Source organism: Streptomyces sp. JLSY215 (genome assembly GCF_059682825.1).
The window spans coordinates 2,017,690-2,044,527 of the sequence record NZ_CM185022.1 but is presented as its reverse complement, the minus strand read 5'-3'; the positions used below and the strand labels follow the sequence as shown (position 1 = coordinate 2,044,527).

Genomic DNA, 26,838 nt, shown 5'->3' with positions numbered 1-26,838 from the left:
CCACAGGTGGCAGGAGTGGCACGACGCCGACTCGACGCGGAGCTGGTGCGCCGCAAACTGGCACGCTCGCGCGAGCACGCGAGCCAGCTGATCGCCGCCGGACGGGTGACCGTCGGCGGGACCACCGCGACCAAGGCGGCCACGCAGGTCGAGACCAGCGCGGCCGTGGTCGTACGCGAGGACGCCGGCGACCCCGACTACGTCTCGCGCGGCGGCCACAAGCTCGCCGGCGCCTTCGCCGCCTTCGTCCCGCTCGGCCTGGAGATCAAGGGCCGGCGGGCCCTCGACGCCGGCGCCTCGACCGGCGGCTTCACCGATGTCCTGCTGCGCGCCGGAGCCGCGCACGTGGTCGCCGTCGACGTCGGATACGGACAGCTGGCCTGGTCGCTGCAGAGCGACGAGCGGGTCACCGTGAAGGACCGTACGAACGTCCGCGAGCTGACGCTCGACGCGATCGACGGGCAGCCCGTCGACCTCGTCGTCGGCGATCTCTCCTTCATCCCCCTCGGCCTCGTCCTGCCCGCGCTCGTCGCCTGCGCCGCCCCCGACGCCGACCTCGTCCTGATGGTCAAGCCGCAGTTCGAGGTGGGCAAGGAGCGCCTCGGCAGCGGCGGGGTGGTGCGCAGCGCCGAACTCCGCGCCGAGGCGGTGCGCGGTGTCGCGGCCCGCGCCGCCGGGCTCGGGCTCGGCGTACGTGGCGTGACAGCGAGCCCGCTGCCCGGACCTTCCGGTAATGTCGAGTACTTTCTGTGGCTGCGCGCCGGGGCGCCAGCACTCGACCCGGCGGATGTCGACCGTGCAGTGGCGGAGGGGCCTCGTTGACCACACCCAAGGCAGTTGAAGGCAGCGCAGCACACGAACACCACGACGCGCGGCGGACGGTCTTCCTGCTCGCGCACACCGGCCGCCCGGCGGCCATCCGCAGCGCCGAACTCGTCGTCCAGGGGCTGCTGCGCAGCGGCATCGGCGTACGGGTCCTGGCGGAGGAGGCCGCGGACCTGCCGCTGCCGCCGGAGGTCCAGCGCGTCGAGTCCGAGCAGTGCGCGGCCGAGGGCTGCGAACTGCTGGTGGTCCTCGGCGGTGACGGCACGCTGCTGCGCGGCGCGGACTTCGCCCGTACCTCCGGGGTGCCGATGCTCGGCGTCAACCTCGGCCGGGTCGGCTTCCTGGCGGAGGCCGAACGCGACGACCTCGACAAGGTCGTCGACCGGGTCGTCACCCGCGCGTACGAGGTCGAGGAGCGGATGACCCTCGACGTCCTGGTACGCAACAACGGCAGCGTCGTGCACACCGACTGGGCGCTGAACGAGGCGTCCGTGGAGAAGGCCGCGCGGGAGCGGATGCTGGAGGTCGTCACCGAGGTCGACGGCCGGCCCGTGTCGCGCTTCGGCGGCGACGGCGTGGTCTGCGCGACCCCCACCGGCTCGACCGCGTATGCCTTCTCGGCGGGCGGCCCGGTGGTCTGGCCCGAGGTCGAGGCCCTGCTGATGGTCCCGATCAGCGCCCATGCGCTGTTCGCCAAGCCGCTGGTGACCTCCCCGCGTTCGGTGCTGGCGGTCGAGGTCCAGCCCAAGACCCCGCACGGCGTGCTGTGGTGCGACGGCCGCCGCAGCGTCGAACTGCCCGCGGGCGCCCGCGTGGAGGTCCGCCGCGGCGCCGTCCCGGTGCGCCTGGCACGGCTGCATCACGCCTCCTTCACCGACCGTCTGGTGGCCAAGTTCGCCCTGCCGGTGGCCGGGTGGCGCGGGGCGCCGCACTAAGGCCCTACGGCACCGGCACCGGGCGCGGGCCGGTCCAGGAGCGTGCGGGCGCGGGTGAGCGCCCGGTCGCGGTGGGCATCGAGCTCCCGTTCCGTGAAGACGGGCGTCCGGATGTCCGGGGGGATGCCGGGGCCGTCGAAGGTACGGCCGTCGGCGGTCAGGAACTCCTCGTTGGGCAGGCCGAAACTCCAGCCGTTGGGGAGGGCGCGGTCCATGACGTCGGAGAAGACCCCCTGGGTGGGCTGTCCGATCCGGACGACCGAGGGGGTCCGGCCCATCAGCGACTGGGTGAAGGTCTCGCCCGCGCTGATCGTCAGCGGCCCGGTGAGGACCGTCAGCGGGCCGGTGTAGACGGGACCCCGGTGCGGGTGAATCCGGATCGGCTGCGGCCGGGTGAACCTCCCCGGGGCGGACGGGTCGTTGCGGGCCCGCTTCGCGTACGCGAGATACGGGCGGCCGGTGAGCCGGGCGGCGATCCGCAGGCCGAGCGGGTCCGCGCCGCCGCCGTTGAGCCGGACGTCGACGACGAGGCCGCGCAGGGCCGCCGGGCCCCGCGTACGGGCCCTGGTGAACACGGAGTTCAGGGCGCGGTCGAGCACCGCGACATCGCCGGCGTGGTCGCCCTTCTCGGTGTAGTCGGCGAACTGGGTGATGCGGAAGTAGCCGATGCGGCCGGGCAGATCGGCGTAGGAGAGCCTGCCGTCCGCCCAGTGGCGCTGCGTGACTCCCGGCCCGAGCTGTGCCGCGATGGCCGCGGCGATCCGGGCGGTGGACCGGGGGGTGGGCAGGACCGTGCCGGGGCGTTTGCCGGCGTAGCGCCGGCCGGGGCCGGCGACGACGCTGGTGTGCGCGTCGTGCAGCGGCTCGATCATTTCGCGCAGCACCGCGAAGAGCTCGCCGTCGGTGGTGCTCGCCGTGATGCGGGGGCGGTAGCGGTCGCGGACCGCCGCCCAGTCGACCTTCTTCGCGCGGAAGAAGGGGTAATTCTCGGCGTAGGTCCGCCAGAAGACGTCGAACACCGCACGCGGGTCGCGGGACGGCCGCTCGGCGCAGCGGGCGGGCAGCGCGTCGATACGCCGCAGGGAGCGCCGCCCGACGTTGTCCTCGACGGTCAGGGCGGCGCGGCCGGCGCCGGCCGGTGACACCGTGACGGCGGCCGCACCGGGGACCGTGAAGCGGCTGCGGCCGTGCGCGTCGGGGACGCCCACGCGGGTGCCCGCGACGGAGCCGGGCAGGCAGCTGCGCGCGGTGGTCTCGTACGTCCGCAGGCCGCGGCCCTTGATGGCGACCAGCGTCCCGTAGCCGTCCATCCGCCAGACGCCCTCCAGGGAGCCCGCCGATGCCGGGCGGCCGGCCGCGCCGCGGGCGTGCGTGTCCGAGCCGCTCGCACGGGACGGTCCGGCCGGGGCGGTGCACGCCGCGGTGGTGGCGAGGGCCGTCAGGACGCCCATGGCGGTGAGGAGCAGCGGCGCCCGGCCGGGGCGGCGGGTGCGGCGGGGCGTGGCGCGGGGCGGGAGGATGCCGTTCGCGGGGGCACCGCCCGGCTCTACGGGGGCATCGTTCGTCTCCACGGGGGCACCGCCCGTCTCTACGGGGGCATCGTTCGTCTCCGCAGTGACACCGGTTGTTTCCACGGGGGTACCTTCGCTTTCCTGCGGACGTCATGCGCTTCCCGTCGTGACTCAGCGTGACGGACGCGTGCGGGCCCGCACCATGAGGAATCCCTCCGGATTCCGGTGGGGTTTTCCGCAGGTGCCGGGCCGGAGACAGCAGGAGACGGGGGGAGGCCGTCGCGGGGCGGCCCCCGGACCTCGTAAGGTCGTATCCGTGTTGGAGGAGATGCGGATCCGGTCCCTGGGCGTCATTGACGATGCCGTTGTCGAGCTGTCCCCGGGCTTCACGGCGGTGACGGGCGAGACGGGCGCGGGCAAGACCATGGTCGTCACCAGCCTCGGCCTGCTGCTCGGCGGGCGCGCGGACCCCGCCCTGGTGCGGCTCGGCGCCAAGTCGGCGGTCGTCGAGGGCAGGGTGACCATCCGCCCCGAGGCGCCGGCGGCCGTACGGGCCGAGGAGGCCGGCGCGGAGCTGGACGACGGGGCGCTGCTGATCAGCCGCACCCTCTCCGCCGAAGGCCGCTCGCGCGCGCATCTGGGCGGCCGGTCCGTCCCGGTCGGCCTGCTGGGGGAGTTGGCCGACGACCTGGTCGCCGTGCACGGCCAGACCGACCAGCAGGGCCTGCTGCGCCCGGCCCGCCAGCGCCAGGCCCTGGACCGCTACGCCGGGGACGCGGTCGCCGTCCCGCTCGCCAAATACACCTCCGCCCACAAGCGGCTGCGCGCCGTCGCCGCCGAGCTGGAGGAGCTGACGACCCGGGCCCGCGAACGCTCCCAGGAAGCCGATCTGCTGCGCTTCGGCCTGGAGGAGATCGCCGCCGCCGAACCGCAGCCGGGCGAGGACACCGAGCTCGCCGCCGAGGCGGAGCGGCTGGGCCACGCCGAGGCGCTGGCCTCCGCCGCGACCGCCGCGCACGCCGCGCTGGCGGGCAACCCCGAGGACCCGGAGGACGTCGACGGCTCCACCCTGGTCGCCGGCGCCCACCGCGCCCTGGACTCCGTGCGCAGCCATGACCGGGAGCTGTCCGCACTGGCCGACCGGCTCGGCGAGATCGGCATCCTGATGGCGGATGTGGCGGGTGAGCTGGCCAGTTACGCGGACGGCCTGGACGCCGACCCGCTGCGGCTCGCCGCGGTCGAGGAGCGGCGCGCCGCCCTCGGTCATCTGACCCGCAAGTACGGCCAGGACATCGCGGGCGTCCTGGCCTGGGCCGAGGAGAGCGCCGCACGGCTCGCCGAGCTGGACGGCGACGACGACCGGATCGGCGAGCTGACCGCCGAGCGGGACGCGCTCCGCGGCGAACTGGGCGAGCTGGCACAGGAGTTGACCGACGCCCGGACGGCATCGGCGAAGCGTTTTGCCGACGCGGTGACCGCCGAGCTCGCCGAACTCGCCATGCCGCACGCCCGGGTGAGCGTGCAGATCCGGCAGACCGAGCTGCCTGGGACGGCGGACGCGGCGAACGCCGCCGACGGCATCGAGGTCGGCGGCCGCCTGGTGGCCTACGGCCCGTCCGGCGCCGACGAGGTCGAGCTCCTCCTGGCCCCGCACCCGGGCACCCCGCCCCGCCCCATCGCCAAGGGGGCGTCCGGCGGTGAGCTCTCCCGGGTGATGCTCGCCGTCGAGGTGGTCTTCGCCGGGTCCGACCCCGTACCGACGTACCTCTTCGACGAGGTCGACGCGGGTGTCGGCGGCAAGGCGGCCGTCGAGGTCGGCCGGCGGCTGGCCCGGCTCGCCAAGTCGGCGCAGGTCGTGGTCGTCACGCACCTTCCGCAGGTCGCGGCGTTCGCGGACCGGCAGCTCCTGGTGGAGAAGACCCACGACGGTTCCGTCACCAGGAGCGGCGTCACGGTCCTGGAGGGCGAGGAGCGGGTCCGTGAACTCTCCCGGATGCTGGCCGGCCAGGAGGACTCCGAGACGGCCCGCGCGCATGCCGAGGAGCTGCTGGAGACGGCGCGCACGGGGCGCTGACGCGGGGCGCTAGACGCGGGGCGCTAGATGCGGCGGGGCGGGTGCGCGGGTTGGTGGGGGGTGCGTGCCCTAGGTGTATTGATCACGAGCGTTGTTAACGGTCGCTGAGCTTGATCATGGCGAAGACCTCCGGTGTGGTGGAGGTGTCTAGGACTACACCGTACGGAGGTCTTCGTGTCCCACCGTAACGCCCGGCTGACCGTCTTCGGCAGGCGGCTGCTGGTCGAACGTGTCCGCTCCGGCCGCCCTGTGGCTCATGTGGCGGCTGAAATGGGCGTATCCCGGCCCACCGCGCACAAGTGGGTCCGACGCTGGCGAGCCGAAGGCGAGGCGGGCCTGCACGACCGCTCCAGCAGACCTCGCACCACCCCGCACCGCACAGGGTCCGAGACCGAAGCCCGCGTCTGCGAACTGCGGCAGAGCCGCAAGCTGGGACCTGCCCGCATCGGACCGGTCCTGGGCCTGCCGGCTTCCACCGTGCACCGCATCCTCACGCGCCACGGACTGCACCGCCTGGCCTGGCTGGACCGGCCCACCGGCCGGCCGGTAAGGCGTTACGAGCGGGCCCGGCCGGGCGAGCTGGTCCACGTCGACATCAAGAAGCTGGGCAACATCCCCGACGGAGGCGGATGGCGCACGGTCGGCAGAGAAACCGGCGACCGCAACCGCCAGGCCACCACCGACCAGCGCAGAAGCTGTAAACCGGTGATCGGCTACAGCTACATCCACTCCGCCGTCGACGACCACTCCCGCCTGGCCTACAGCGAAGTCCTCACCGACGAACGCAAAGAGACCGCCGCAGGCTTCTGGCAGCGGGCCCATGCCTTCTTCACCGCCCACGACATCACCGTCGAACGGGTCCTGACCGACAACGGCCCCTGCTACAAGTCCAGGCACTTCACCCGCACCCTCACCGCCGCGGGCATCGCCCACAAACGCATCCGCCCCTACCGCCCACAGACCAACGGCAAGGTCGAACGCTTCAACCGCACCCTGCTCGACGAATGGGCATACCTACAGCCCTACACCAGCAACACCCAACGCACCGAAGCCCTGACAGACTTCCTCCACACCTACAACCACCACCGATGCCACACCGCACTGGACGGGAAACCACCCATCAGCCGCGTGAACAACGCTGCGGGTCAATACACCTAGGGGGTGGTCGAACGCATCCCGTAGGGGTTGTGGGCGCCCCCTGCGGGGCCACAACGTGCCGGTCCGCGGCGGTATTCCCGAATTCGCGTATTCCTCGTATTCCCGGGTCCGTTGGGCGTGGCCGGTGGCCGGTGGCCGGTGGCCGGTGGCCGGTGGCGCGCGACACGTTGGGCATGGCGCGTCGCGCGGCACCGCGCCCGTTGCCCGCGCCCGCGCCCGCGCCCGTCGCCCCCCGCCTCCGCCCCCGGAAACGTGCCCGGCAGGGCGCCCCCTAGGGTGACGGGAGTTGAGCCCGGCGCGGTGCCGGGTGACGGGAGCCGCAGGGCGGCGGGTGACGGGAGCGGCACGGTGGCGACGGACGGCAGGACACCGGGGCGGATCGCGGCGCTGCTCGGGGCGGCGGGGGCGACCCGGGCCGCGTACGGGGCGCTGCGCAGCCGTCCGCCGGGCGGGGCCGTCCTGTGGGACCGGAAGAACTACGCGGGGCGCACCGTCGACCTGCACGCCGGACTCGCCGCGACCGCCGGCACCGCGCTCGCCGCCGCTACCGCACCGGGTCTGTCCGCCCGCACCCGGGGCGCCACGGCGCTCGCGGTGCTGGCCGCCGGCGGCTGCGGGGCGTACGACGACGTCTTCGGCGCCGACGACACCCGGCGCGGCTTCCGGGCGCATCTCTCGGCGCTCCGCCAAGGGGAGGTCACCAGCGGGGCGGTGAAGCTGTTCGGCATCGGCGCCGCGGGGCTCGCCGCGGGCGCCCTCCTCAAGCGGCGCCCGGCCGACAAGCTGCTGGCCGGAGTGGTGATCGCGGGCTCGGCCCACCTGGTGAACCTCCTGGACGTCCGGCCGGGCCGGGCGACCGGCGCCGTACTGGCCATCGGCGCGCCGGGGCTGCTGCGCCGGGGCGAGGCCGGAGCGCTGTCCGCCGCGCCCATGGGGGCCGCGGCCGCGGTGGCCGGCGACGACCTCGCGGAGCGCACGATGCTCGGGGACGCCGGGGCGCATGCGCTCGGTGCGGCCCTCGGCGTCGCCATCGTCGCGGGGAACGGCCGCGCGGGGCTGGCCGCGCACGCCGTGGGCCTGGTCGCCGCCGCGGCGGCCGGGGACCGCGTCAGCCGGGCGGCGGCCGCGATCTGAGGCCGCCCGCCGCGGCCGGCCGCGCCGCCCACGGCAGCTGCGGGCGGCGACCCGCAAGGAAGCGCCGGGCGGGGCCCGCCGGACCCTTCCGGGGCGACGAATTCCGGCCGTCCGTGCATCCCGCGCGGAGGCCGGAAAGCGCGGAATTCATCGCCCATGTGAGTGAACCCGCGGCGGCGAGGACGAGACATCCCACCGCAACGGCGCCCGCACCGTGCCGAACCGGTGCCGCGGGGCTGGCATCCTGGGCGCGGTGCGGGGTACCGGGCACGCTCGCCCCTCCCGCCCGGTCGGGGGACGTCGCGCGCCTCCACCGGCAGCCTGCCGCAGCGCCTTGTAGTACTCGGACCGCACCACCGGTACGGTCCGTACCGACCCGAGCCCGCCCCCGACCCAGGAGCCCCGATCACGTGACCAGCACCCGGATCTCGTCGCACGGGCAGTCGCCGCTGCGCACGGTCCAGGTGCTCGGGTACGGCAGCGCCGGCAGCGCGGCGCATGTCCGCTCGCTGGCGGAAGGGCTGGTCGCGCGCGGCGTGCGGGTGACGGTCTGCGCCACGGCCGACGCCGAGCGGACCTACGGCTTCACCGCGGCGGGCGCACGGTTCACGCAGGTCAGCCCGCGGATGGACCCGGCGGCCGTGGCCTCGCTGCGCAGCGCCTGCTGGGACGCCGACCTGGTGCATGCGCACGGTCTGCGGGCCGGGCTGCGCGCCTCGATGGCCCTGCGCGGACTGCGCGGTCCCCGGGGCGCGCGGGTCCCCCTGGTCATCACCTGGCACACCAAGGCGCACACCGAGGGCGCGCGGGCCGGGCTCGTGCATCTGATGGAGCGGCGGGTGGCCCGCGCCGCCGCCGTCGTCCTCGGAGCCTGCTCCGACCTGGTGGACCGGGCGCGCGAGCGGGGCGCGCGCGATGCCCGCCTGGCGCCGGTCGCGATCCCGCGCCCCCGTCCCGCCCGCGCACCGTCCGAGCCCGAGGACCATGACCGGATGCGGCGCAAGGAACGCGCCGAACTGGGCGCGGTGGACCGGCCGTTGCTGCTCGCGGTCGGCCGCCTCGACCGCCATCAAAGCCATGATCTGCTGCTGGACACGGCACACGCCTGGTCCGTGCTGGACCCCCAGCCGCTGCTCGCCATCGCCGGCGATGGCGGGCAACGGGCGGAGCTGCAGCGGCGTATCGATGCGGAGCGGCTGCCGGTCCAGCTGCTGGGCCGTCGCGACGATGTTCCCGAACTCCTCGCCGCCGCCGACCTGGTGGTGCTGCCCAGCCGCTGGGAAGCGCGGTCCCTGATCGCCCAGGAGGCGCTGCGGGCCGGCGTCCCGCTGGTCGCCGCCGACACCGGGGGCACCCGCGAACTGGTCGGCCCGGCCGCGGAACTCGTCCCCTACGGCGACACCGCGGCCCTCGCCCGCAGCGTCCTCGGCCTCCTCGCCGACCCCCTGCGCCGGGACGCGCTGGCCGAGGCGGGCCGAGTCCAGGCGGCCGGCTGGCCGACCGAGAACGACACGGTCGCGCAGGTCCTGAGCGTCTACGACGAGCTGACCGAGCCGCTGCGGTCCCGCTGAGGGCCGCCGCGACGGCCGTCCGCGCGCCCCCGTCCCCGCCCGGCGGGGACACCGCCTTATCCGGCGGGGACACCGCCTTATAGGGTCGGCGCAACGGAACCCTCGTACGACCTACGACAGGAGATCGCCGTGTCGGCCGCAGTCCTGGGATTCGCACTGTTCGCCCTGCTCATGACGGTCACTCCCGGTCCCGACACCCTTCTGGTGCTGCGCAATTGCGTACGGGGCGGACGGCGTACCGGCGCCGCCACGGCCATCGGCGCCGCGATCGGATCGCTCGCCTGGGCGGTCGCCGCGGCGGTCGGCCTCGCGGCGGCGCTGCAGCGGTGGGATGCGGCGTTCACGGTCGTACGGCTGGCGGGTGCCGCCTATCTGGTGGTGCTGGGCGGGCAGGCGCTGTGGGCCCACCGCCGCTCCGGGGCGGCGGCCGGGGCCGCGGGCGCGCCCGCTCCGATGGAGACGCAGGACGCCACCGCCGGACGGCTCGGTCCCGTACACGCCTTCCGGCAGGGGCTGTTGAGCTGCATGCTCAATCCCAAGGTCGGCATCTTCTTCGTCGCCGTGGTCCCGCAGTTCCTGCCCGCGGGCCACTCGGTCCTGGGGGCGACGCTGCTGCTGGGGGCCGTGGACGCGCTCATCGCGGCGGGCTGGCTGCTGCTGGTCGTGGGCTGCGCCGGCCGGCTGCTGGACCGGCTGCGGCGGCCCCGCGTCCACCGCAACCTGGAGCGGGCGACGGGCGGGGTCCTGCTGGCGCTCGGCGTCGGCACCGCGGCCGAGACGGTCGCCGGGTAGCGGGCCCTCGTCGGACGTTCCGTTTCCCCGGGCCGATGGCCCTCGACGCTGACGGAGACGCCGACCGGGACACCGACGGATCCCCGGCGGCCTGCGTCGCAGCGGACGGCACGCGCGAGGGCCGTGTGGTGCCGTGGTGAGGCAAAGGTAAAGGTAAAGGTAAAGGAGAAGGTCAGGGGCAGGGGCAGGGGCAAGGCGGTGTCACGGCGGAAGTCCGGGGACGCCAGGTGCACATGACAAGGAGACGTGGGGAGACATGGTGCAGCGCATCGGAATCATCGGCGTGGGCGAGATCGGCCACGCCCTCGTGGACGGCCTGTGCGACGGCGTCGGGGAACCGCCGGAGATCTTCCTCTCTCCCCGCGGAGCGCATACCGCCGCCGAGCTGTCCCGGCGCTATCCGAACGTGCGGGTGTGCGCCGACAACCAGGACGTGGTGAACCGCTCCGAGCTCGTGCTGCTCGCCGTCCGCCCGCAGCACCGCGCCGAGGCCCTCGCCGGCCTGCGGGTCGGCAGCGAGGCCGTCGTCGTCAGCGTCATGGCCGGCGTCGGTATCGACGAGCTGCGCCGGACGCTCGGCACGGAAGCCCCGCTGGTACGCGCCATCCCGCTGCCCGCCGTGCGCGAGCGCCGTTCCGTCACCGTCACCTGTCCCTCCCACCCGGCCGTGGACGCCCTGTTCGACCGCCTCGGCGGGGCACTGCCCGTCGCCGACGAAGCCGACTTCAGCGTCTTCTCCGCGCTGACCGCCACGCTGAGCACCCACTACGGCTATCTGGCCACGCTCACCGCCTGGGCCGGCCGGCAGGGCATCGCGTCCGAGGACGCGGAGCGCTACCTCCGCGGCCTCTTCCAGGGCATCGGGCGCTCCCTGGGCGACGAGACCCGTTCCCTGCAACGGCTCGCGGCCGACCACGAGACGCCCAAGGGGATCAACGAGCGCATCCGCACCACCTGGTTCGACACGGCCAACTCCGAGGCTCTGGGGAAAGCACTGGACGCGCTGCTCTCCGACCTCAGGTAGTCACGTGGGCGGGGACGGCCGGTCGGCGCTGCGCAGCCGCTGCCGCCGCCGCACGTGACGTCCGCGGACGCACACCCCTCGCGGGCCCGACCCCGGCGGCGGGCCCACGACTTGAGCGGCGGGCCCACGACTTGGGCCGCGGGCCTACGGCTTGTCCGTGTGGCGTCGGGCGCGCAGGGCCAGGCGCAGGCCCAGGACCGTTTGCGGGTCGTCCAGGTCGGTGCCCAGGAGCTGGGCGATACGGGCCAGGCGGTCGTAGAGGGTCTGGCGGTTGACGTTCAGGTCGCGGGCGGTCTCCGCCTTGCGGCCCGCGCTGGCCAGATAGGCCTCCAGGGTCGGCAGCAGCGGCTGGCGGGCGCCCCGGTCGTGGGCGAGCAGGGGGCCGATGGCGCGGTCCACGAAGTCGGCCAGGACGCCCTGTTCGCCGTGCTCGCGCATCCGCCAGAGCAGCAGCTCGATGTCCAGGCGGCGCGCGTCGTACCAGGGTTGCTCGGGCAGGCCCTGGGCCGCGGCCGCCGCCTCCGCCGCGTGCTGCAGCCCCGGGCCCGCGGCCGCCCAGTCGCCCGCCGTGCCGACGACGACCACGGGGCGGTGCCCCGCCGGGCGGTCGAGGCCCGCGCGGACGACTCCGGCGCGCAGGGCCTCGGCGATGCGGTCGGCGAGCGCCTCGCGGTCCTGGCCCGCGCGCAGGGAGACGAGCATCGGGACGCGGCTCTCCACCGGCCGTACGCCGAGGAGTACGGCCACCCCGGGGGCGGCGAGTTCCTCGCGCAGCGCCTGGGCGAGCAGGGCCCAGCTGCCGGGGGAGGGGAGGCCGGAGGGTAGCCGCATGACGACCGGGAGGACGGCCTCCGCGCCGGGGCGGAAGCCCAGCAGGCGGGCCTGGCCGGGGGCCTCGGCCGCGGAGATGCGGCCCTCGGCCAGATCGGCCAGGAAGTCGCCGCGCCCGCGGGCGGCCAGCACCTCCTCCTGACGGGACTGGAGCATGACCACGGCGAGGAGGTCGGCGGCGCGTTCGGCGGCGATCCGGTGGACGGGCGCCAGCGGGGCGTTGACCGGAAGCAGGACCAGGCGGGCGCGGACGGCGTCGGGGCCGGGGCCGCCGCCGGGGATGTCGATGCGTACGCCGGTCTCGCGCAGGCCCTCCCAGGCCAGCAGGGGGTCGGCCTCGGCGGGCCCGTCGTCGTCACCGCTTCCCGGCCCCGCCGCGTAGAGCGGGCTGCCGTCGGGGGCCTCCAGGCACAGGGGATTGCCGGTGAAGACGGCGAGCAGCCGGAGCACCTCGGGGGCGCCGCCGCCGCGCAGCAGGACGTCCGTGCAGCGGCGCAGGATCTCGTCCGCCCGGCGCAGCAGCGCGTAGTGGCTGTTGACGATCTCGGTGTGGATGGCTTCGGTGACGGCGACGTACGGGACCTCGCGGTGCAGCTGGATCAGCGGCAGGCCGCAGACCCGGGCGCTGTCGATCAGTGCCGAGGGCAGCGATTCGAAACGAGAGCCCAGCTCCACGACGAGAGCGGCGATCTCGCGGTCGGCGAGCTTGCGGATGAAGGCGCGCTGTTCCGACGGCCGGGTGCCCAGCCCCAGGCCGGTGGTCAGCAGCAGCTCGCCCCCCTTGAGCAGCGAGGCGATATGCGGCACCTCGCCCGCGTGCACCCAGCGCACCGGCCGGTCCAGCCGGTCCTCACCGGCCAGTACCTCCGGCAGGCCGCGCCGCAGCGCGGGCAGCTCCAGCGCCCTGCGTACCGTGATCTCGGCTTCGACTTTTGCTTCCGGCCCCATGGCGACGAACGGTACCCGTAGTCCACTATCCGGAGTCACATGGTCCGGATGGCCGGGCGCCGGGAGCGGGCTGCGGGCGCGAGCACCGGAAGCGGGCAGGCGGGCGCGGGCACCGGCCCCTCACGCCGATTCGCGGATCACCAGCGTCGCCTCCATGATCACCGGTGCGAGCTCCCCGGCCTCCGCCGCCCGGCCCCCCAGCCGCCGCAGCAGAAGGCGCGCCATCAGCCGGCCCATCTCCTCGACGTCCTGCCGCACCGTGGTCAGCGGCGGGTCCGCCCAGACCGCGGGCTCGAGATCGTCGTAGCCGACCACCGCCACATCGTGCGGGACCCGGCGCCCGCGGGCGCGCAGGGTGCGCAGCGCGCCGTTCGCCATCAGGTCGGAGCAGACGAAGACGGCGTCCAGGTCGGGCGCGGCGTCGAGGAGTTCGGCCATGGCGCGCTCGCCGCCCTGGGCGGTGAATCTGCCGTCCGCGCGGAGCCGCGGGTCCGGCTCCGCGATGCCCAGGGCGTCGCGGTAGCCGTCCAGGCGGTCCAGCGCGGAGGTCTGGTCGAGGGGGCCGGTGATGACGGCGATCCGGCGGCGGCCGCGGGCGAGGAGGTGGCGTACGGCCTGACGGGCACCGTCGCGGTTGTCGGTGTCGACATAGAGCGGCCCCGGTACGCGGTCGGCGCCCGCCCAGCCGGGGCGGCCGCCGTAGACCGTGGGCAGCCCGGCGCGTTCGGCCAGGGCGGGCAGCGGATCGTCGTCGTGCAGCGAGAACATCAGCGCGCCGTCGACGTGTCCGGCCGCCAGATAGCGCCCGATCCGGCCGTAGTCGTCGCGGTCCTCGACGAACAGCAGCAGGAGCTGGGTGTCCGCGGCGGACAGTTCGCGGCTGATGCCGCGCAGCTGGCGGCCGAAGAACGGGTCGGAGAACACCCGGGTCTCCGGCTCGGCGATGATCACGGCCACCGCGCCGGTGCGGCGGGTGACCAGGGAGCGGGCCGCGCTGTTCGGTACGTATCCCAGCTCGGCCACCGCCTGGCGGACCCGCTCCTGGACCGCCGTCCGGACGCCCCTGCCGCCGTTGACCACGCGGGAGACCGTCGCCCGGGAGACCCCGGCGCGCGCCGCGACGGCCTCCAGCGTCGGCCGGGGGCCGTGCGTCCCACGGGCCCCGTTGGGTTCAGAGGTCATCCGGCACCTTCCAACTCCTTTTACTCCGCGATGACTTGACGGTATGCCGCCGAGTCGGCAGGGTTCCCCTTGGATGCGGCGTGAGAGCGCTCTCATGCCGCGTACCCCTTCAGAACTCCTCACTACCCCCCACCGTGCGAGGAGAATGTCATGGGCATGAATATCGGCAGAAGTGTGAGCCGGAGCGTGCGAGCGGGCAGAAGAAGCGGCGTGAGAGCGGTGCTCTTCGCCGCGAGCGCCGCACTCCTGGCCGCCCCGTCCCTCACCGCGCCGACGGCGTCGGCCGCGGCGGCCCGCCCCGCGAAGGCGCCCCCCGCGAAAGCTCTTCCCGCCCCCTTCGAGGACGTCTGGCGCACCGACTTCGACGGCGCCGCCGGGACGCCGCCCGCCGCCGGCGACTGGATCACCGACACCGGCACCGGCTACCCGGGCGGCCCGGCCAACTGGGGCACCGGCGAGCGCCAGACCTACACCGACCGCCCCGAGAACCTCCAGCTCGACGGCGCGGGCCATCTCAAGATCACCGCCCTTAAGGACCCCGGCGGCAACTGGACCTCGGGCCGGATCGAGACCCGCCGTACCGACTTCGCGGCACCGGCCGGCGGCAAGCTGCGCATCGAGGCGAGCATCCGGATGCCCGCCGTCTCCGGCGACGCCGCGCTCGGCTACTGGCCGGCGTTCTGGACGCTCGGCGACGCCTACCGCGGCAACTACCAGAACTGGCCGGGCATCGGCGAATTCGACGTGATGGAGAACGTCAACGGCGTCAACAAGGTCTGGGGCACGCTGCACTGCGGCGTCAACCCCGGCGGGCCCTGCAACGAGACCCAGGGCAAGGGCGCATCACGCGAGTGCCCGGACACCGCCTGCCAGGCCGGATTCCATACGTACGCGCTGGAGCTCGACCGCACCGACAGCGCCGCGGAATCACTGAACTGGTACGTGGACGGGCAGCGGTTCCACACCGTCAACGCCTCGGAGGTGGACGCCGACACCTGGGCGAAGGCCACCCACCACGGCCACTTCCTGCTGCTCAACCTCGCCATGGGCGGCGGCTTCCCCGACGGCGTCGCGGGCACCGTCACCCCCACCGGCGCGACCACTTCCGGCGGTTCGCTGCTCGTCGACCACGTCGCCGTATCCGTCGCCCGACCCGCCCGCACCCGGTCCGCCCACGCCCGTACCGCACGGCAAGGAGCCGCAACGTGATCACTCGCCGCACCCTCCTCGGCGGCCTCGCCGCCGGTGCCGCCGCCGCGTCCGGCCTGGCCCTCGCCGGCCGCGCCCTCGGCAGCCCGGCCCCCGGCCGCGGTGCCGCCGCCGGTCTGCCGCTGCACCTCGTCAACAACACCGGGGAGTACGCGAATTCCTCGGTCTGGATCTACATAGTGGGCAACGACGGTACGCAGCAGGTGCATGTCACGCCCGACGGCGAACTCAGGCCCGTCGCGCTCGCCGACAACGGTCCGGACGGATTCACCGACTACGCCATACCCCTCGCCGCAAGCGGGAGCACGACCCTCCAACTGCCCCGGATGTCCGGCCGGATCTACACCGCGCTCGGCAACAAGCTCAAGTTCAAGGCCGTCGAGGACGGCAACGGCAAGGCGGCGCTGGCCTATCCGGCGGGCTGGGTCTCCGCCGACCCCAACTTCGGCGTGCTGCACGACTGCGCCGAGTTCACGTACAACTCCGGCGGGATGTACTGCAACACCACCATGGTCGACATGTTCAGCGTGCCGCTCGCGATCAAGCTCAGCGGCGCCAAGGAGCAGACCACCGGCACGCTCAAGGACGGCGCCCGCGCCAAGGTCTTCTCGGACGTCAAGGGCGCCGAGGGGTTCGACCGTCTGGTCATCGGCGACACCCGTGTGATCGCCCCGGGCCACGGCCTGGACAGCGGACTGTTCGACAAGGACCATCTCGCGCCGGCCATCGACGAGGCCTGGTCCGTGTACGAGTCCAAGGACCTGGCCGTGACGACGAACGCGGGCACGTTCACCGGGCGGGTCGGCGGCGGCAAGCTCACCTTCACCGGCCCCCAAGGCCGCGAGGGCCACACCGCCGCCCCCGCCGGCACGGTCGCGTTCGACAAGCCCTCCACCCGTGACGTCCTCTTCTGCGACGGGACCCTCGCCGCCCCCAACGACGCCACCCTCGGCCCGATCGCCGCCGTTCTGGGCGCCGCCCTCAACCGTTCCACGCTCACCGCGCACGCCGCCCAGCCCACCACCGACCCGGCGGCCTTCTACCAGGAGCGGCTGACCAACCACTACGCGCGGGCCATGCACGCGGCGACCCAGGACGGCAGGGCGTACGGCTTCGCCTTCGACGACGTCGGCGGGTTCGCCTCGTACATCGAGGACGGCGCCCCCAAGGAGCTCACCCTCACGCTCACCCCGTTCTGACGCGGCCCCGCCCCGCAACGCTCCCGCTCCGGCACACCCCCGCGCGGGCCCGCGCCTCCGTACCCTGTGCCGTATGTCAGGTACCGCGCAAACCCGCAATGGCCCCGTCGACGGCGGCGATCCCGCCGACGGCGAGTGTCCCGCCGACGGTCCGTCCCCGGACGGCGAGCCCGCGCACCGAGCCCGGGACGCCGCAGCCCACCACCCCCAGGCCGGGCACCCGATATCCCACCGCCCCCAGGCCCACCACCTCATAGGTCAGGACCCGGACCCCGCGACCGTTGCCACCGTGCAGCGGCGCACCGTCCGGGTCCTGATGTCCGCGCAGATCGTGGCCGGGATCGGGATGGGCTCGATGCTCTCCTCCGGCTCCCTGCTGGTCGGCCGGCTCACCGGATCCGAGGCCACCGCGGGCCTCGCGACCACCTGCACCACCCTCGGCGCGGCGCTCCTCGGCATCCCGCTCGCCGCGCTCTCCCGCTCCCGGGGCCGCCGCGCCGGCCTCGGCGCCGGCTGGCTGCTCGGTGCCGCGGGCTCGCTGCTGGTACTGGCCGCGGCCCGGCTCGGCTGGATTCCCCTGATGCTCGCCGGCATGCTCCTCATCGGCTCCGGCACCGCCGCCAACCTCCAGTCCCGCTACGCGGCCGCCGATCTCGCCGAGGACGCCCACCGGGCCCGCGCCCTGTCCCTCGTCGTCTGGGCCACCACGGCCGGCAGCGTCATCGGCCCCAACCTCAGCGGCCCCGGCGAGCCGGTCGCCCGCGCCCTGGGCCTGCCCGAAGAGGCGGGCACCTTCGTCTTCTCGGTCGGCGCGTTCCTGATCGGCTGGGCGCTGATCCTGCTCCTGCTGCGCCCCGACCCGCTGCTCCTCGCGGCCGCCCTGGCACGTACGGCGGACGCTTCCCCCGCTACGGCACCGGCCGCCGGGTCCGGACCCGGCGCCCCGTTCACCGCCCGTCTCGCCGCCGCCCTCCGGCACGTCCGCGCCGTCCCCGGGGCGCGGCTGGGTCTGGTCGCCGTCATCCTCGGACACGCCGCCATGGTGTCCGTGATGACCATGACGCCGATCCACCTCACCCACCACGGCGCGGGGCTGAGCGTCGTCGGCTTCACCATCAGCCTGCACATCGCCGGGATGTACGCGCTCTCGCCCCTCGTCGGCTGGCTCACCGACCGGATCGGCCGGATCCGCGTCATCCTCGCCGGACAGGTCGTGCTGCTCTGCGCGGTCGCCGTCGCCGGCACCGCGGGCGGCGCCCAAGGGCCGACCGCCACCGGCCTGTTCCTGCTGGGCCTGGGCTGGTCCTGCGCCACCGTCGCCGGTTCGACGCTGCTGACCGAGTCCACCGAGGCCGGGCACCGCTCCGAGGTCCAGGGCCTCGCCGACACCCTGATGAACCTGGCCGGAGCGGGCGGCGGCGCACTGGCCGGGGGCCTCGTCGCGCTCATCGGCTACGGGGGGCTGAACGCGGCCGTGGTACTGCTGATTCTGCCGGTCGCCGTCCTTGCGCTCGCGCCGCGTGGCGCGGGGTGAACCCCACGTTGTCGTCTGCGGCGCCGCGGTGGTTGTTCGCCGTTGCGCCCCTTCGCTGCGCTTTGCCGGGGCCGTATGTCGTCGGCTGTCCCGCCGTGGTTTGTTCTCGCCGTTGCGCCTGCGGCGGGCGTGGGTTTGTCGGGTGCGGTGCCACCCCTCCGGACTTCGTCCTGCGGGGTGGCCCCTCCCGTGGGTGGGTGGGAAGAGCCGGTGGGGGCGGGCGTCTCGTGTCGGGTGCAGGTGGTTGTGTCCACCGGGTGCACCTGACCACCGACGTACACCCCCAACCGTCCTCCTCTCCACCCCCAACGGGGAGGGGGCGGGCCGCAGGACGGAGTCCGGAGGCCCGGTCCCGCAGCCGAACAGCCCCGCGCAAGCGGCACCGCCCGCCGCAGGCGCTACGGCGGCGAACCCCCACGGTGGGGAAGTCGACTACGTGGGGCCCAAGCCAAGCGCAGCGACTAGCCACCCCCATACGCCCCGCTGGCCGTCAGCCGCAGTGCCGTGTCGATCAGCGGGACATGGCTGAACGCCTGCGGGAAGTTGCCCACCTGCCGCTGGAGCCGGGAGTCCCACTCCTCCGCGAGCAGGCCCAGGTCGTTGCGGAGCGAGAGCAGCTTCTCGAAGAGCTTGCGGGCCTCCTCCACCCGGCCGATCATCGCCAGGTCGTCGGCGAGCCAGAAGGAGCAGGCGAGAAACGCGCCCTCCTCGCCCTCCAGACCGTCCACACCGAGGTCGTCCTCGCCCGATGTCGGATAGCGCAGGATGAAGCCGTCCTCCGTGGACAGTTCCCGCTGGATCGCCTCGATGGTGCCGATGACGCGTTTGTCGTCCGGCGGCAGGAAGCCCATCTGGGGGATGAGCAGCAGCGAGGCGTCCAGTTCCTGGGAGCCGTAGGACTGGGTGAAGGTGTTGCGCTCCTTGTCGTAACCCTTCTCGCACACGTCCCGGTGGATCGTCTCGCGCAGGTCCTTCCAGCGCTCCAGCGGTCCGTCGACGTCGCCGGACTCGATCAGCTTGACGGTGCGGTCGACGGCGACCCAGGTCATGACCTTGGAGTGGACGAAGTGCCGGCGCGGGCCGCGGACCTCCCAGATGCCCTCGTCGGGCTCGTCCCAGTGCTTCTCCACCCACTGGATCAGCTTGAGCTGGAGGACGGAGGCGTAGTCGTTACGGGCCAGCCCGGTCATGTGCGCCAGGTGCAGGGCCTCGGTGACCTCGCCGTAGACGTCCAGCTGGAGCTGTCCGGCGGCGCCGTTGCCGACCCGTACGGGCTGCGAATTCTCGTATCCGGGAAGCCAGTTGAGGTCGTTCTCGCCCAGCTCCCGCTCGCCGGCGATGCCGTACATGATCTGGAGGTTCTCCGGGTCGCCGGCCACCGCCCGCAGCAGCCATTCGCGCCAGGCGCGGGCCTCCTCGCGGTAGCCGGTGCGCAGGAGGGAGGAGAGGGTGATCGCGGCGTCGCGGAGCCAGGTGAAGCGGTAGTCCCAGTTGCGGACGCCGCCGATGCACTCCGGCAGGGAGGTCGTCGGCGCGGCGACGATGCCGCCGGTGGGGGCGTAGGTCAGCGCCTTGAGGGTGATCAGGGAACGGACCACGGCGTCGCGGTAGGGGCCGTGGTACGTGCAGTGCTCGACCCACTCGCGCCAGAAGTCCTCGGTGGCCACCAGCGACGACTCCGGCTCGGCCAGGGCGGGCGGCTGCTTGTGCGAGGGCTCCCAGCTGATCGTGAAGGCGATCCGGTCGCCGGGGGAGACGGTGAAGTCGGAGTAGGTCGTCAGATGCTTGCCGTAGGTCTCGGCCTCGGTGTCCAGCCATACGGAGTCGGGCCCGGCGACCGCCACGGTGCGGCCGTCCACCTTGTGGACCCAGGGCACCACCCAGCCGTAGGCGAACCGCATCCGCAGCTCCGAGCGCATCGGCACGCGGCCGCTGACGCCCTCCACGATGCGGATCACCTGCGGGGCGCCGTCCCGCGGCGGCATGAAGTCGATCACCCGTACCGTGCCGCGCGGGGTGTCCCACTCGGATTCCAGCACCAGGGAGTCGCCGCGGTAGCGGCGGCGGTCGGCGGCCCTGGGACCGGCGCCGGGGCCGTAGGCCGGACCGATCCGCCAGAAACCGTGCTCCTCGGTGCCCAGCAGCCCCGCGAAGACCGCGGGCGAGTCGAAGCGGGGCAGACACAGCCAGTCGACGGTGCCGTCGCGGCACACTAGAGCGGCCGTCTGCATATCGCCGATGAGTGCGTAGTCCTCGATGCGCCCGGCCACGTGCATCTCCCGTCGAACTGGAGTCACGCCCCCCATGGGACGTATGTGCTGTCCGTCCTGCCCATGAAACGTCGCCGAGCTGCGGGACCGGAAATCGGGCGGGGGTGGTGCCTTCCCGGGCGGCTCGTAAGCGAGTGTCCGAGCAGGATACGACGCAGATGAGCGTTCCGCGCGACGCTCGCAAGGAGTGGGGTGGTCCGATCGGGTGGCAGGCGTTACATGGCCGTCACATGGAATCGGCCATGCGTGGCCGGGCGCGACCATGCCCGGTCGCTGATAGCCTGGTACCCCGTGGACCGGTGGGCACGAGAACCCCCGAACCGCAGCGACGGCACCCCTGAAAACCCGGGACGGCGCCGCTTCGCACCTCTCCACCTCGCGACCACGGGAGCCCCCTCTTGGCCATGCCGCCCAAATCCTCGACGACCAAGCACCTCTTCGTCACCGGGGGCGTCGCCTCCTCGCTGGGCAAGGGGCTCACCGCCTCCAGCCTGGGTGCGCTCCTCAAGGCGCGCGGCCTGCGGGTCACGATGCAGAAGCTCGACCCGTACCTGAACGTCGACCCCGGAACGATGAACCCGTTCCAGCACGGTGAGGTGTTCGTCACCAACGACGGCGCCGAGACCGACCTCGACATCGGCCACTACGAGCGTTTCCTGGACGTCGACCTCGACGGCTCCGCGAACGTCACCACCGGCCAGGTCTACAACACCGTGATCGCCAAGGAGCGGCGCGGCGAGTACCTCGGCGACACCGTGCAGGTCATCCCGCACATCACCAACGAGATCAAGCACCGCATCCGGCGGATGGCGACCGACGACGTCGACGTCGTGATCACCGAGGTCGGCGGCACGGTCGGCGACATCGAGTCGCTGCCGTTCCTGGAGACCGTCCGCCAGGTGCGCCACGAGGTCGGCCGCGACAACGTCTTCGTCGTGCACATCTCGCTGCTCCCCTACATCGGCCCGTCCGGCGAGCTGAAGACCAAGCCGACCCAGCACTCCGTCGCCGCGCTGCGCAACATCGGTATCCAGCCCGACGCGATCGTGCTGCGCGCCGACCGCGAGGTGCCGACCGCCATCAAGCGCAAGATCTCGCTGATGTGCGACGTCGACGAGGCGGCGGTGGTCGCGGCCATCGACGCGCCGTCCATCTACGACATCCCGAAGGTGCTGCACACGGAGGGCCTGGACGCCTACGTCGTCCGGAAGCTGGACCTGCCCTTCCGCGATGTGAACTGGACCCAGTGGGAGGACCTGCTCGACCGCGTCCACAACCCCGACCACGAGGTGAAGGTCGCGCTGGTCGGCAAGTACATCGACCTGCCGGACGCCTACCTCTCGGTCACCGAGGCGCTGCGCGCCGGCGGCTTCGCGAACAAGACCCGCGTCAAGCTCAAGTGGGTCACCTCCGACGACTGCCGGACCCCGGCGGGCGCCGCCGAGCAGCTCGCCGACTGCGACGCGGTCTGCATCCCCGGTGGCTTCGGCGACCGCGGTGTGGACGGCAAGGTCGGCGCCATCACCTACGCCCGCGAGAACAAGGTGCCGCTGCTGGGCCTGTGCCTGGGCCTGCAGTGCGTGGTCATCGAGGCGGCCCGCAACCTCGCCGGCATCAAGGGCGCGAACTCCACCGAGTTCGACCCGGGTGCCGCCGACCCGGTGATCTCCACGATGGCCGAGCAGATGGACATCGTCGCAGGTGAGGGCGATATGGGCGGCACGATGCGGCTGGGTATGTACCCCGCCAAGCTCGCCGAGGGCTCGATCGTCCGCGAGGTGTACGGCGATGCCCCCTACGTCGAGGAGCGCCACCGCCACCGCTACGAGGTCAACAACGCCTACCGCGGTGAGCTGGAGAAGCAGGCCGGACTGCAGTTCTCCGGCACCTCCCCGGACAACAAGCTCGTCGAGTACGTCGAGTACCCGCGCGAGGTGCACCCCTATCTGGTCGCCACCCAGGCGCACCCGGAGCTGCGCTCCCGCCCGACCCGCCCGCACCCGCTCTTCGCCGGGCTGGTGAAGGCCGCGGTCGCGCGGAAGACGGGTGCCGCGAAGTAGCGGACCGCACGACGGATACGGTTGCCGGGGCACGCCTCGTTCTGCGAGGTCGTGCCCCGGTTTCTGCGTCGGTACGGCACATACAGGAGGACGGGCCATGGCGATCAAGGACACCCCGGAGGAGTGGACGGTCACCGCGACCGCGACGCCGTTCACCGGGAACAAGACCAGCGTGCGCACCGACGAGGTCGTCATGCCCGACGGCACCACCGTCACGCGCGACTACCAGGTCCACCCCGGCTCGGTGGCCGTGCTCGCCCTCGACGGCGAGGGCCGGGTGCTGGTGCTGCGCCAGTACCGCCACCCCGTACGCCAGAGGCTGTGGGAGATCCCCGCGGGGCTGCTCGACATCCCCGGCGAGAACCCGCTGCACGCCGCCCAGCGCGAGCTGTACGAGGAGGCGCACGTCAAGGCCGAGGACTGGCGGGTGCTGACCGACGTCTACACCACGCCCGGCGGCTGCGACGAGGCCGTCCGGATCTTCCTCGCCCGGGATCTGTCCGAGGCGGAGGGGGAGCGGTTCGAGGTCTCCGAGGAAGAGGCCGACATGGAGCTGGCGAGGGTCGCGCACGACGAGCTGGTGCGCGGCGCGCTCGCCGGGGAGCTGCACAACAACTGCCTGGTGGTGGGGGTGCTGGCGCTGGCCGCGGCCCAGCGCGGCGCGGGCCTGGACGCGCTGCGGCCGGCCGACGCGCCGTGGCCGGCCCGCCCCTTCGAGGGCTGACCGGCCGGTAACGGGCCCCTTCCGTACCGGTCAGATGATCTGCTGTTCCGATCGAGTGACTCAACCGCCCTGCTGGGCGCGGGTGGTGACGGATCGTGAACTACGCTCGGCTGTGATCCCGTCGGCGATCGCGGCGGGGTCGTACGCGCAGGTGGACGGGAGCGAGGCCGGTGAGGGATCAGGCGGTGGGCGACGGGCAACGCCCGCCGGAGGCGACCAGCCGGCCGGCCGGGGGCGCCATGGCCGCGCCGTCCCGGCGGGCATCGGGGCCCCGCCGGGACGGCGCCACCCTCCCCGCGCCCGCCGCGCCGCCCGCCGTCGCCCGGATCGCCGGCCGCCGCCGTGAGCTCAAGGCGCTCCGCGCCGACATCGAACGCACCGGCCTGGACACCCTCACCGGCCGCCGGGGCACCCGCAGCCGCGTCCTCCTGATCGCCGGCCGGCCCGGCTCCGGCCGCACGGCGCTCGCCGAGGCACTGGTGCGCGAGCTCGCCGCCGACTACCCCGACGGGGTGCTGCGCGTCACCCTCACCGGCCGGGACGACGAGGCGGCCGCCCCCGCGACCATCGCCCGCGAACTGCTCGACGCGCTCGGCACGACCGCCCCGCCCGGCGCCGCCGAGGACGAGCTGAGCGAGCTGCTGCGCGGCGCGCTCGCCGGACGCCGCGCGCTGCTCTTCCTGGACGACGCCCCGGGCGCCGAACACGTCGAGCCGCTGCTGCCGGACGCCCCGGACTGCCTGGTCGTGGTGGTCTCCCAGGGGCCGCTGACCGGCATCTCCGATGTCCGGCCGTGCACCCTGGGCGGCCTGGACACCGCGGCCGCCGTCGAGATCCTCGCCCGTTACGCCGGGCCGACCCGGATCACCGTCGACCCGCGCACCGCCGACGCGGTCGCCGAGAAGTGCGCCGGCCAGCCCGCCGCTCTGGTGCTGGCCGGCGGCTGGCTCGCCGACCGCCCCAAGTCCTCGCTCGCCGACCTGTACCAGGCGCTGGCCGCCGTCCCGCTGCCCGACGGCGTCCCCAGCGGCGCCCGCCCGCTGGTCCGCGCCTTCCGGCTCGTGTACGACGCGCTGCCGCCGCCCGCCGCCCGGATACTGCGGCTGACCGTCCTGGCCCCGGGCTGCCTGGTGGACGCGCCCACCGCGTCCGCGCTGGCCGGCTGCTCGGTCTCCACGGCCGGGGCGGCGCTGGCGGACTTCGCCGCGCTGGGCCTGCTGCGGCCGGACGGCGGGACCTCCCTGCACATGGGGGTCCCCCCGCTCGAGCGGAGTCGGGAGTGGGGGAGGGGCCACGAGCCCCGGGGCGGGCAGGAGCCGGCGGCCGCCGCCCCCGACGGCGCCGCCGGACACCCCCAGTACCGGGTGCCCGGCTGCCTCGCCCCCTTCCTGCGCACGCTGCTGGAGGAGCACGAGCGGCCCGCCGACATCCAGCTGGCCCGCGCCCGGATGCTGCAGCGCACCGTGCGGCTGCTGGTGTCGTGCCGGGCGATGAGCGAGGAGCCCGGGTCGCCCGCGCGCCTGAAGGTCGCCGGGCTCCCGCGCTCGCTGCGCTTCCCCTCGCGGGCCGCCGCCGCGGCCTGGCTGCGCGGCCGGCGGCCGGTGCTGCTGGACGCCGCCCGGATCGCCGTCGCGGACGGTGAACTCGACACCCTGGACCGGCGGTTGATGGCCGCGCTGACCCGTACGCTGCTCGCCCACCAGGGCCCCGAGGAGGCCGCACCCGACCTCTACGCGCTGCACGGCCTCGTCCTCGAGGTCGCCCAGCGGCGACGGCTGCCGCGCGAGACGGCCGCCGCGCTGCTCAATCTCGCGGACCTGGACGCGCTGGCCGGACGCACCGCCGGGGCGCTCACCCGCTACCGCGGCGCCCTGGAGGCGGCCCGCTCGGCGGACGACCCGGTGGCCACCGGGCGGGCGCTGGAGTCGCTCGGCGGTATGTACGGCGAGCTGGGCGACTGGCAGCGGGCCGCGGACTGGTACGGGCGGGCGCTGGAGCTGCGGCTCGCCCGGGGCGAGCCGGCGGACGCGGCGCGGCTGCACGGCCGGATCGGCGGCGCGCACGCCCAGGCGGGCCGGTGGGACGAGGCGCTCAGGGAGTGGCGGACCGCCGCGCGCACCTACCGGCGGGCCGGTGATCTTGCGGGCCAGGCGCGGGCGACCGGTGAGCTGGCCCACGTACAGGAGTGTGCGGGAGCGCCCGAAGAGGCGTTGCGCACCTACCGGACGACCCTCGAAACCGTCCGGAAAGCGGGCGATGCACGGCTGGAGGCGGCACTGCAACTACGGATTGCGGACACCCTCGAACGGCTCGGCGACCCTGCTGCGGCACGGCTCCATCGTGCCGCTGGAGAGCGACTTCTCGAAGATCACCCCGACTGACCTACGAAATCGGTAGTGGTGCTGGCGAGAATTATTGCTTTACAAGGCTAGACAAGAAGAGCTCCTTCAATAGACTGGGTGGGCCGCGTTCGGCGCGGTCAGTTCCGTCATGCAACGCATGAGGGGATAATTCCTCCTGCAAGCTCTTTTAAGGACCGTGATCGACGTGAAGGTCGGTATCCCCCGCGAGGTCAAGAACAACGAGTTCCGCGTGGCCATCACGCCCGCCGGTGTCCACGAGCTCGTCCGCCACGGCCACCAGGTCGTCATCGAGAAGGACGCCGGTCTCGGCTCGTCCATCACGAACGAGGAGTACGTCGCCGCCGGCGCCACCATCCTCGACACCGCCGACGAGGTCTGGGGCACCGCTGACCTGCTGCTGAAGGTCAAGGAGCCGATCGCGGAGGAGTACCACCGCCTCCGCAAGGACCAGACGCTCTTCACCTACCTGCACCTGGCCGCCTCCAAGGAGTGCACGGACGCCCTCCTGGAGTCCCGCACCACCGCCATCGCCTACGAGACCGTCGAGACGGCCGGCCGCGCGCTGCCGCTGCTCGCCCCGATGTCCGAGGTCGCGGGCCGTATCGCCCCGCAGGTCGGCGCCTACCACCTGATGCGTCAGGCCGGCGGCCGCGGCGTGCTGCCGGGCGGCGTCCCGGGTGTCCAGGCGGGCAAGGCCGTCGTCATCGGCGGTGGCGTCTCCGGCTGGAACGCCGTGCAGATCGCGGTGGGCCTCGGCTTCCACGTCACCCTGCTCGACCGGGACATCAACAAGCTCCGTGAGGCCGACAAGATCTTCGGCACCAAGGTGCAGACGATCGTCTCCAACGCCTTCGAGCTGGAGAAGGCCGTCGTCGAGGCCGACCTCGTCGTCGGTGCGGTCCTGATCCCGGGCGCCAAGGCCCCGAAGCTGGTCACCAACGAGCTCGTCGCCAAGATGAAGCCCGGAAGTGTCCTTGTCGACATCGCGATCGACCAGGGCGGCTGCTTCGAGGACTCGCGTCCCACCACGCACGCCGAGCCGACCTTCGAGGTCCACAACTCGGTCTTCTACTGCGTCGCCAACATGCCCGGTGCGGTGCCGAACACCTCCACCTACGCGCTCACCAACGCCACGCTGCCCTACATCGTGGAGCTGGCGAACCGCGGCTGGGTCGAGGCGCTGCGCCGTGACCCGGCGCTGGCGAAGGGTCTGAACACCCACGACGGCAAGGTCGTCTACCCCGAGGTCGCCGAGGCGCACGGCCTCGAGTCGGTGGAGCTGCGCACGCTCCTCGGCTGATAGCGCGTCAATCCAGCGCGTCGAACCGTCAAATTGCTGTACATCCGGCCGGGCCTTGTCGACAAGGCCCGGCCGGTCGTATGTGCGACACGCCGTGGACCGGCCGTCGGCCGTCGGGCTCCCAACTCGCCGTGAACGTAACCCTTTAACCGATTCGCGACCCCCCGAAACATCGGGCGGATACCGCCTGCGCC

The 26,838-nt window shown here is 73.6% G+C and carries 19 protein-coding genes; 15 read left to right on the top strand and 4 right to left on the bottom strand.

The genetic code is table 11. The annotated features are described in order from the left end of the window. Nucleotides 1–6: 6 nt before the first annotated feature. A complete protein-coding gene (locus tag AC5677_RS09165; RefSeq protein WP_497194522.1) occupies nucleotides 7–822 on the top strand; it encodes a TlyA family RNA methyltransferase in 816 nt (271 codons plus the stop codon). Then, the gene (locus tag AC5677_RS09160) at nucleotides 819–1,760 is read left to right on the top strand and encodes an NAD kinase (RefSeq protein WP_497194521.1); all 942 of its coding nucleotides are present in this window, start codon (nucleotides 819–821) and stop codon (nucleotides 1,758–1,760) included. The genes AC5677_RS09165 and AC5677_RS09160 overlap by 4 nt, the downstream gene beginning before the upstream one ends. Here the strand turns inward: AC5677_RS09160 and AC5677_RS09155 are convergent. After that, nucleotides 1,757–3,211 (bottom strand): S41 family peptidase, encoded by a 1,455-nt coding sequence (locus AC5677_RS09155; protein ID WP_497196550.1) that lies wholly within the window; start codon nucleotides 3,209–3,211, stop codon nucleotides 1,757–1,759. The genes AC5677_RS09160 and AC5677_RS09155 overlap by 4 nt on opposite strands. 388 nt (nucleotides 3,212–3,599) lie before the next feature. Here AC5677_RS09155 and recN point away from each other — a divergent pair, with 388 nt between their 5' ends. From recN to AC5677_RS09125, 6 genes are all read left to right on the top strand, one after another. Continuing rightward, nucleotides 3,600–5,345 carry a DNA repair protein RecN gene (gene recN, locus AC5677_RS09150; protein WP_497196549.1) on the top strand — a complete coding sequence of 582 codons (1,746 nt, stop codon included), beginning with the start codon at nucleotides 3,600–3,602 and terminating at the stop codon, nucleotides 5,343–5,345. Nucleotides 5,346–5,519: 174 nt separating this feature from the next. Then, nucleotides 5,520–6,503, top strand: coding sequence for an IS481 family transposase (locus tag AC5677_RS09145; protein WP_497190566.1), 984 nt, complete (start codon nucleotides 5,520–5,522; stop codon nucleotides 6,501–6,503). 348 nt (nucleotides 6,504–6,851) lie between these two features. Continuing rightward, entirely contained in the window at nucleotides 6,852–7,637 is a 786-nt protein-coding gene (locus tag AC5677_RS09140; protein ID WP_497194520.1) for a hypothetical protein, read from the top strand. Between the two features lie 410 nt (nucleotides 7,638–8,047). Beyond that, nucleotides 8,048–9,208, top strand: a complete 1,161-nt coding sequence (locus AC5677_RS09135) for a glycosyltransferase family 4 protein (RefSeq protein WP_497194519.1) — start codon at nucleotides 8,048–8,050, stop codon at nucleotides 9,206–9,208. Nucleotides 9,209–9,337: 129 nt separating this feature from the next. Next, nucleotides 9,338–10,000 (top strand): LysE family translocator, encoded by a 663-nt coding sequence (locus AC5677_RS09130; protein WP_497194518.1) that lies wholly within the window; start codon nucleotides 9,338–9,340, stop codon nucleotides 9,998–10,000. Between the two features lie 256 nt (nucleotides 10,001–10,256). After that, a complete protein-coding gene (locus AC5677_RS09125; RefSeq protein WP_497194517.1) occupies nucleotides 10,257–11,024 on the top strand; it encodes an NAD(P)-binding domain-containing protein in 768 nt (255 codons plus the stop codon). Between the two features lie 144 nt (nucleotides 11,025–11,168). On the opposite strand, the gene AC5677_RS09120 is transcribed toward AC5677_RS09125, so the two are convergent. Together AC5677_RS09120 and AC5677_RS09115 are read right to left on the bottom strand one after the other, a co-directional pair. Beyond that, nucleotides 11,169–12,803: a PucR family transcriptional regulator gene (locus tag AC5677_RS09120; protein ID WP_497194516.1), complete on the bottom strand. Its 1,635-nt coding sequence runs from the start codon at nucleotides 12,801–12,803 to the stop codon at nucleotides 11,169–11,171. 120 nt (nucleotides 12,804–12,923) lie between these two features. Then, nucleotides 12,924–13,985 carry a LacI family DNA-binding transcriptional regulator gene (locus AC5677_RS09115; protein WP_497194515.1) on the bottom strand — a complete coding sequence of 354 codons (1,062 nt, stop codon included), beginning with the start codon at nucleotides 13,983–13,985 and terminating at the stop codon, nucleotides 12,924–12,926. A 210-nt stretch (nucleotides 13,986–14,195) separates the two neighbouring features. On the opposite strand from AC5677_RS09115, the gene AC5677_RS09110 reads away from it, so the two are divergent. The 3 genes from AC5677_RS09110 to AC5677_RS09100 all read left to right on the top strand — a co-directional run bounded on the left by AC5677_RS09110 (nucleotide 14,196) and on the right by AC5677_RS09100 (nucleotide 17,927). After that, nucleotides 14,196–15,194, top strand: coding sequence for a glycoside hydrolase family 16 protein (locus tag AC5677_RS09110; RefSeq protein ID WP_497194514.1), 999 nt, complete (start codon nucleotides 14,196–14,198; stop codon nucleotides 15,192–15,194). Beyond that, entirely contained in the window at nucleotides 15,191–16,393 is a 1,203-nt protein-coding gene (locus AC5677_RS09105; protein WP_497194513.1) for a beta-1,3-glucanase family protein, read from the top strand. Before AC5677_RS09110 ends, AC5677_RS09105 begins: the two co-directional genes overlap by 4 nt. Nucleotides 16,394–16,466: 73 nt before the next feature. Next, on the top strand, nucleotides 16,467–17,927 hold the full coding sequence (locus tag AC5677_RS09100) for an MFS transporter (RefSeq protein ID WP_497194512.1): 1,461 nt from the start codon (nucleotides 16,467–16,469) through the stop codon (nucleotides 17,925–17,927). 461 nt (nucleotides 17,928–18,388) lie between these two features. Here the strand turns inward: AC5677_RS09100 and AC5677_RS09095 are convergent, their stop codons facing one another. Then, a complete protein-coding gene (locus tag AC5677_RS09095; RefSeq protein ID WP_497196548.1) occupies nucleotides 18,389–20,203 on the bottom strand; it encodes a glycoside hydrolase family 15 protein in 1,815 nt (604 codons plus the stop codon). A 398-nt stretch (nucleotides 20,204–20,601) separates the two neighbouring features. On the opposite strand from AC5677_RS09095, the gene pyrG reads away from it, so the two are divergent. From pyrG to ald, 4 genes are all read left to right on the top strand, one after another. Then, nucleotides 20,602–22,257, top strand: coding sequence for a CTP synthase (gene pyrG, locus AC5677_RS09090; RefSeq protein WP_497194511.1), 1,656 nt, complete (start codon nucleotides 20,602–20,604; stop codon nucleotides 22,255–22,257). A 97-nt stretch (nucleotides 22,258–22,354) separates the two neighbouring features. Continuing rightward, nucleotides 22,355–22,981, top strand: coding sequence for an NUDIX domain-containing protein (locus tag AC5677_RS09085; protein WP_497194510.1), 627 nt, complete (start codon nucleotides 22,355–22,357; stop codon nucleotides 22,979–22,981). A 170-nt stretch (nucleotides 22,982–23,151) separates the two neighbouring features. Then, the gene (locus AC5677_RS09080) at nucleotides 23,152–25,362 is read left to right on the top strand and encodes a tetratricopeptide repeat protein (protein WP_497194509.1); all 2,211 of its coding nucleotides are present in this window, start codon (nucleotides 23,152–23,154) and stop codon (nucleotides 25,360–25,362) included. Nucleotides 25,363–25,528: 166 nt separating this feature from the next. Next, entirely contained in the window at nucleotides 25,529–26,644 is a 1,116-nt protein-coding gene (gene ald / locus AC5677_RS09075; protein ID WP_497194508.1) for an alanine dehydrogenase, read from the top strand. The last annotated feature ends 194 nt before the right edge of the window (nucleotides 26,645–26,838 follow it).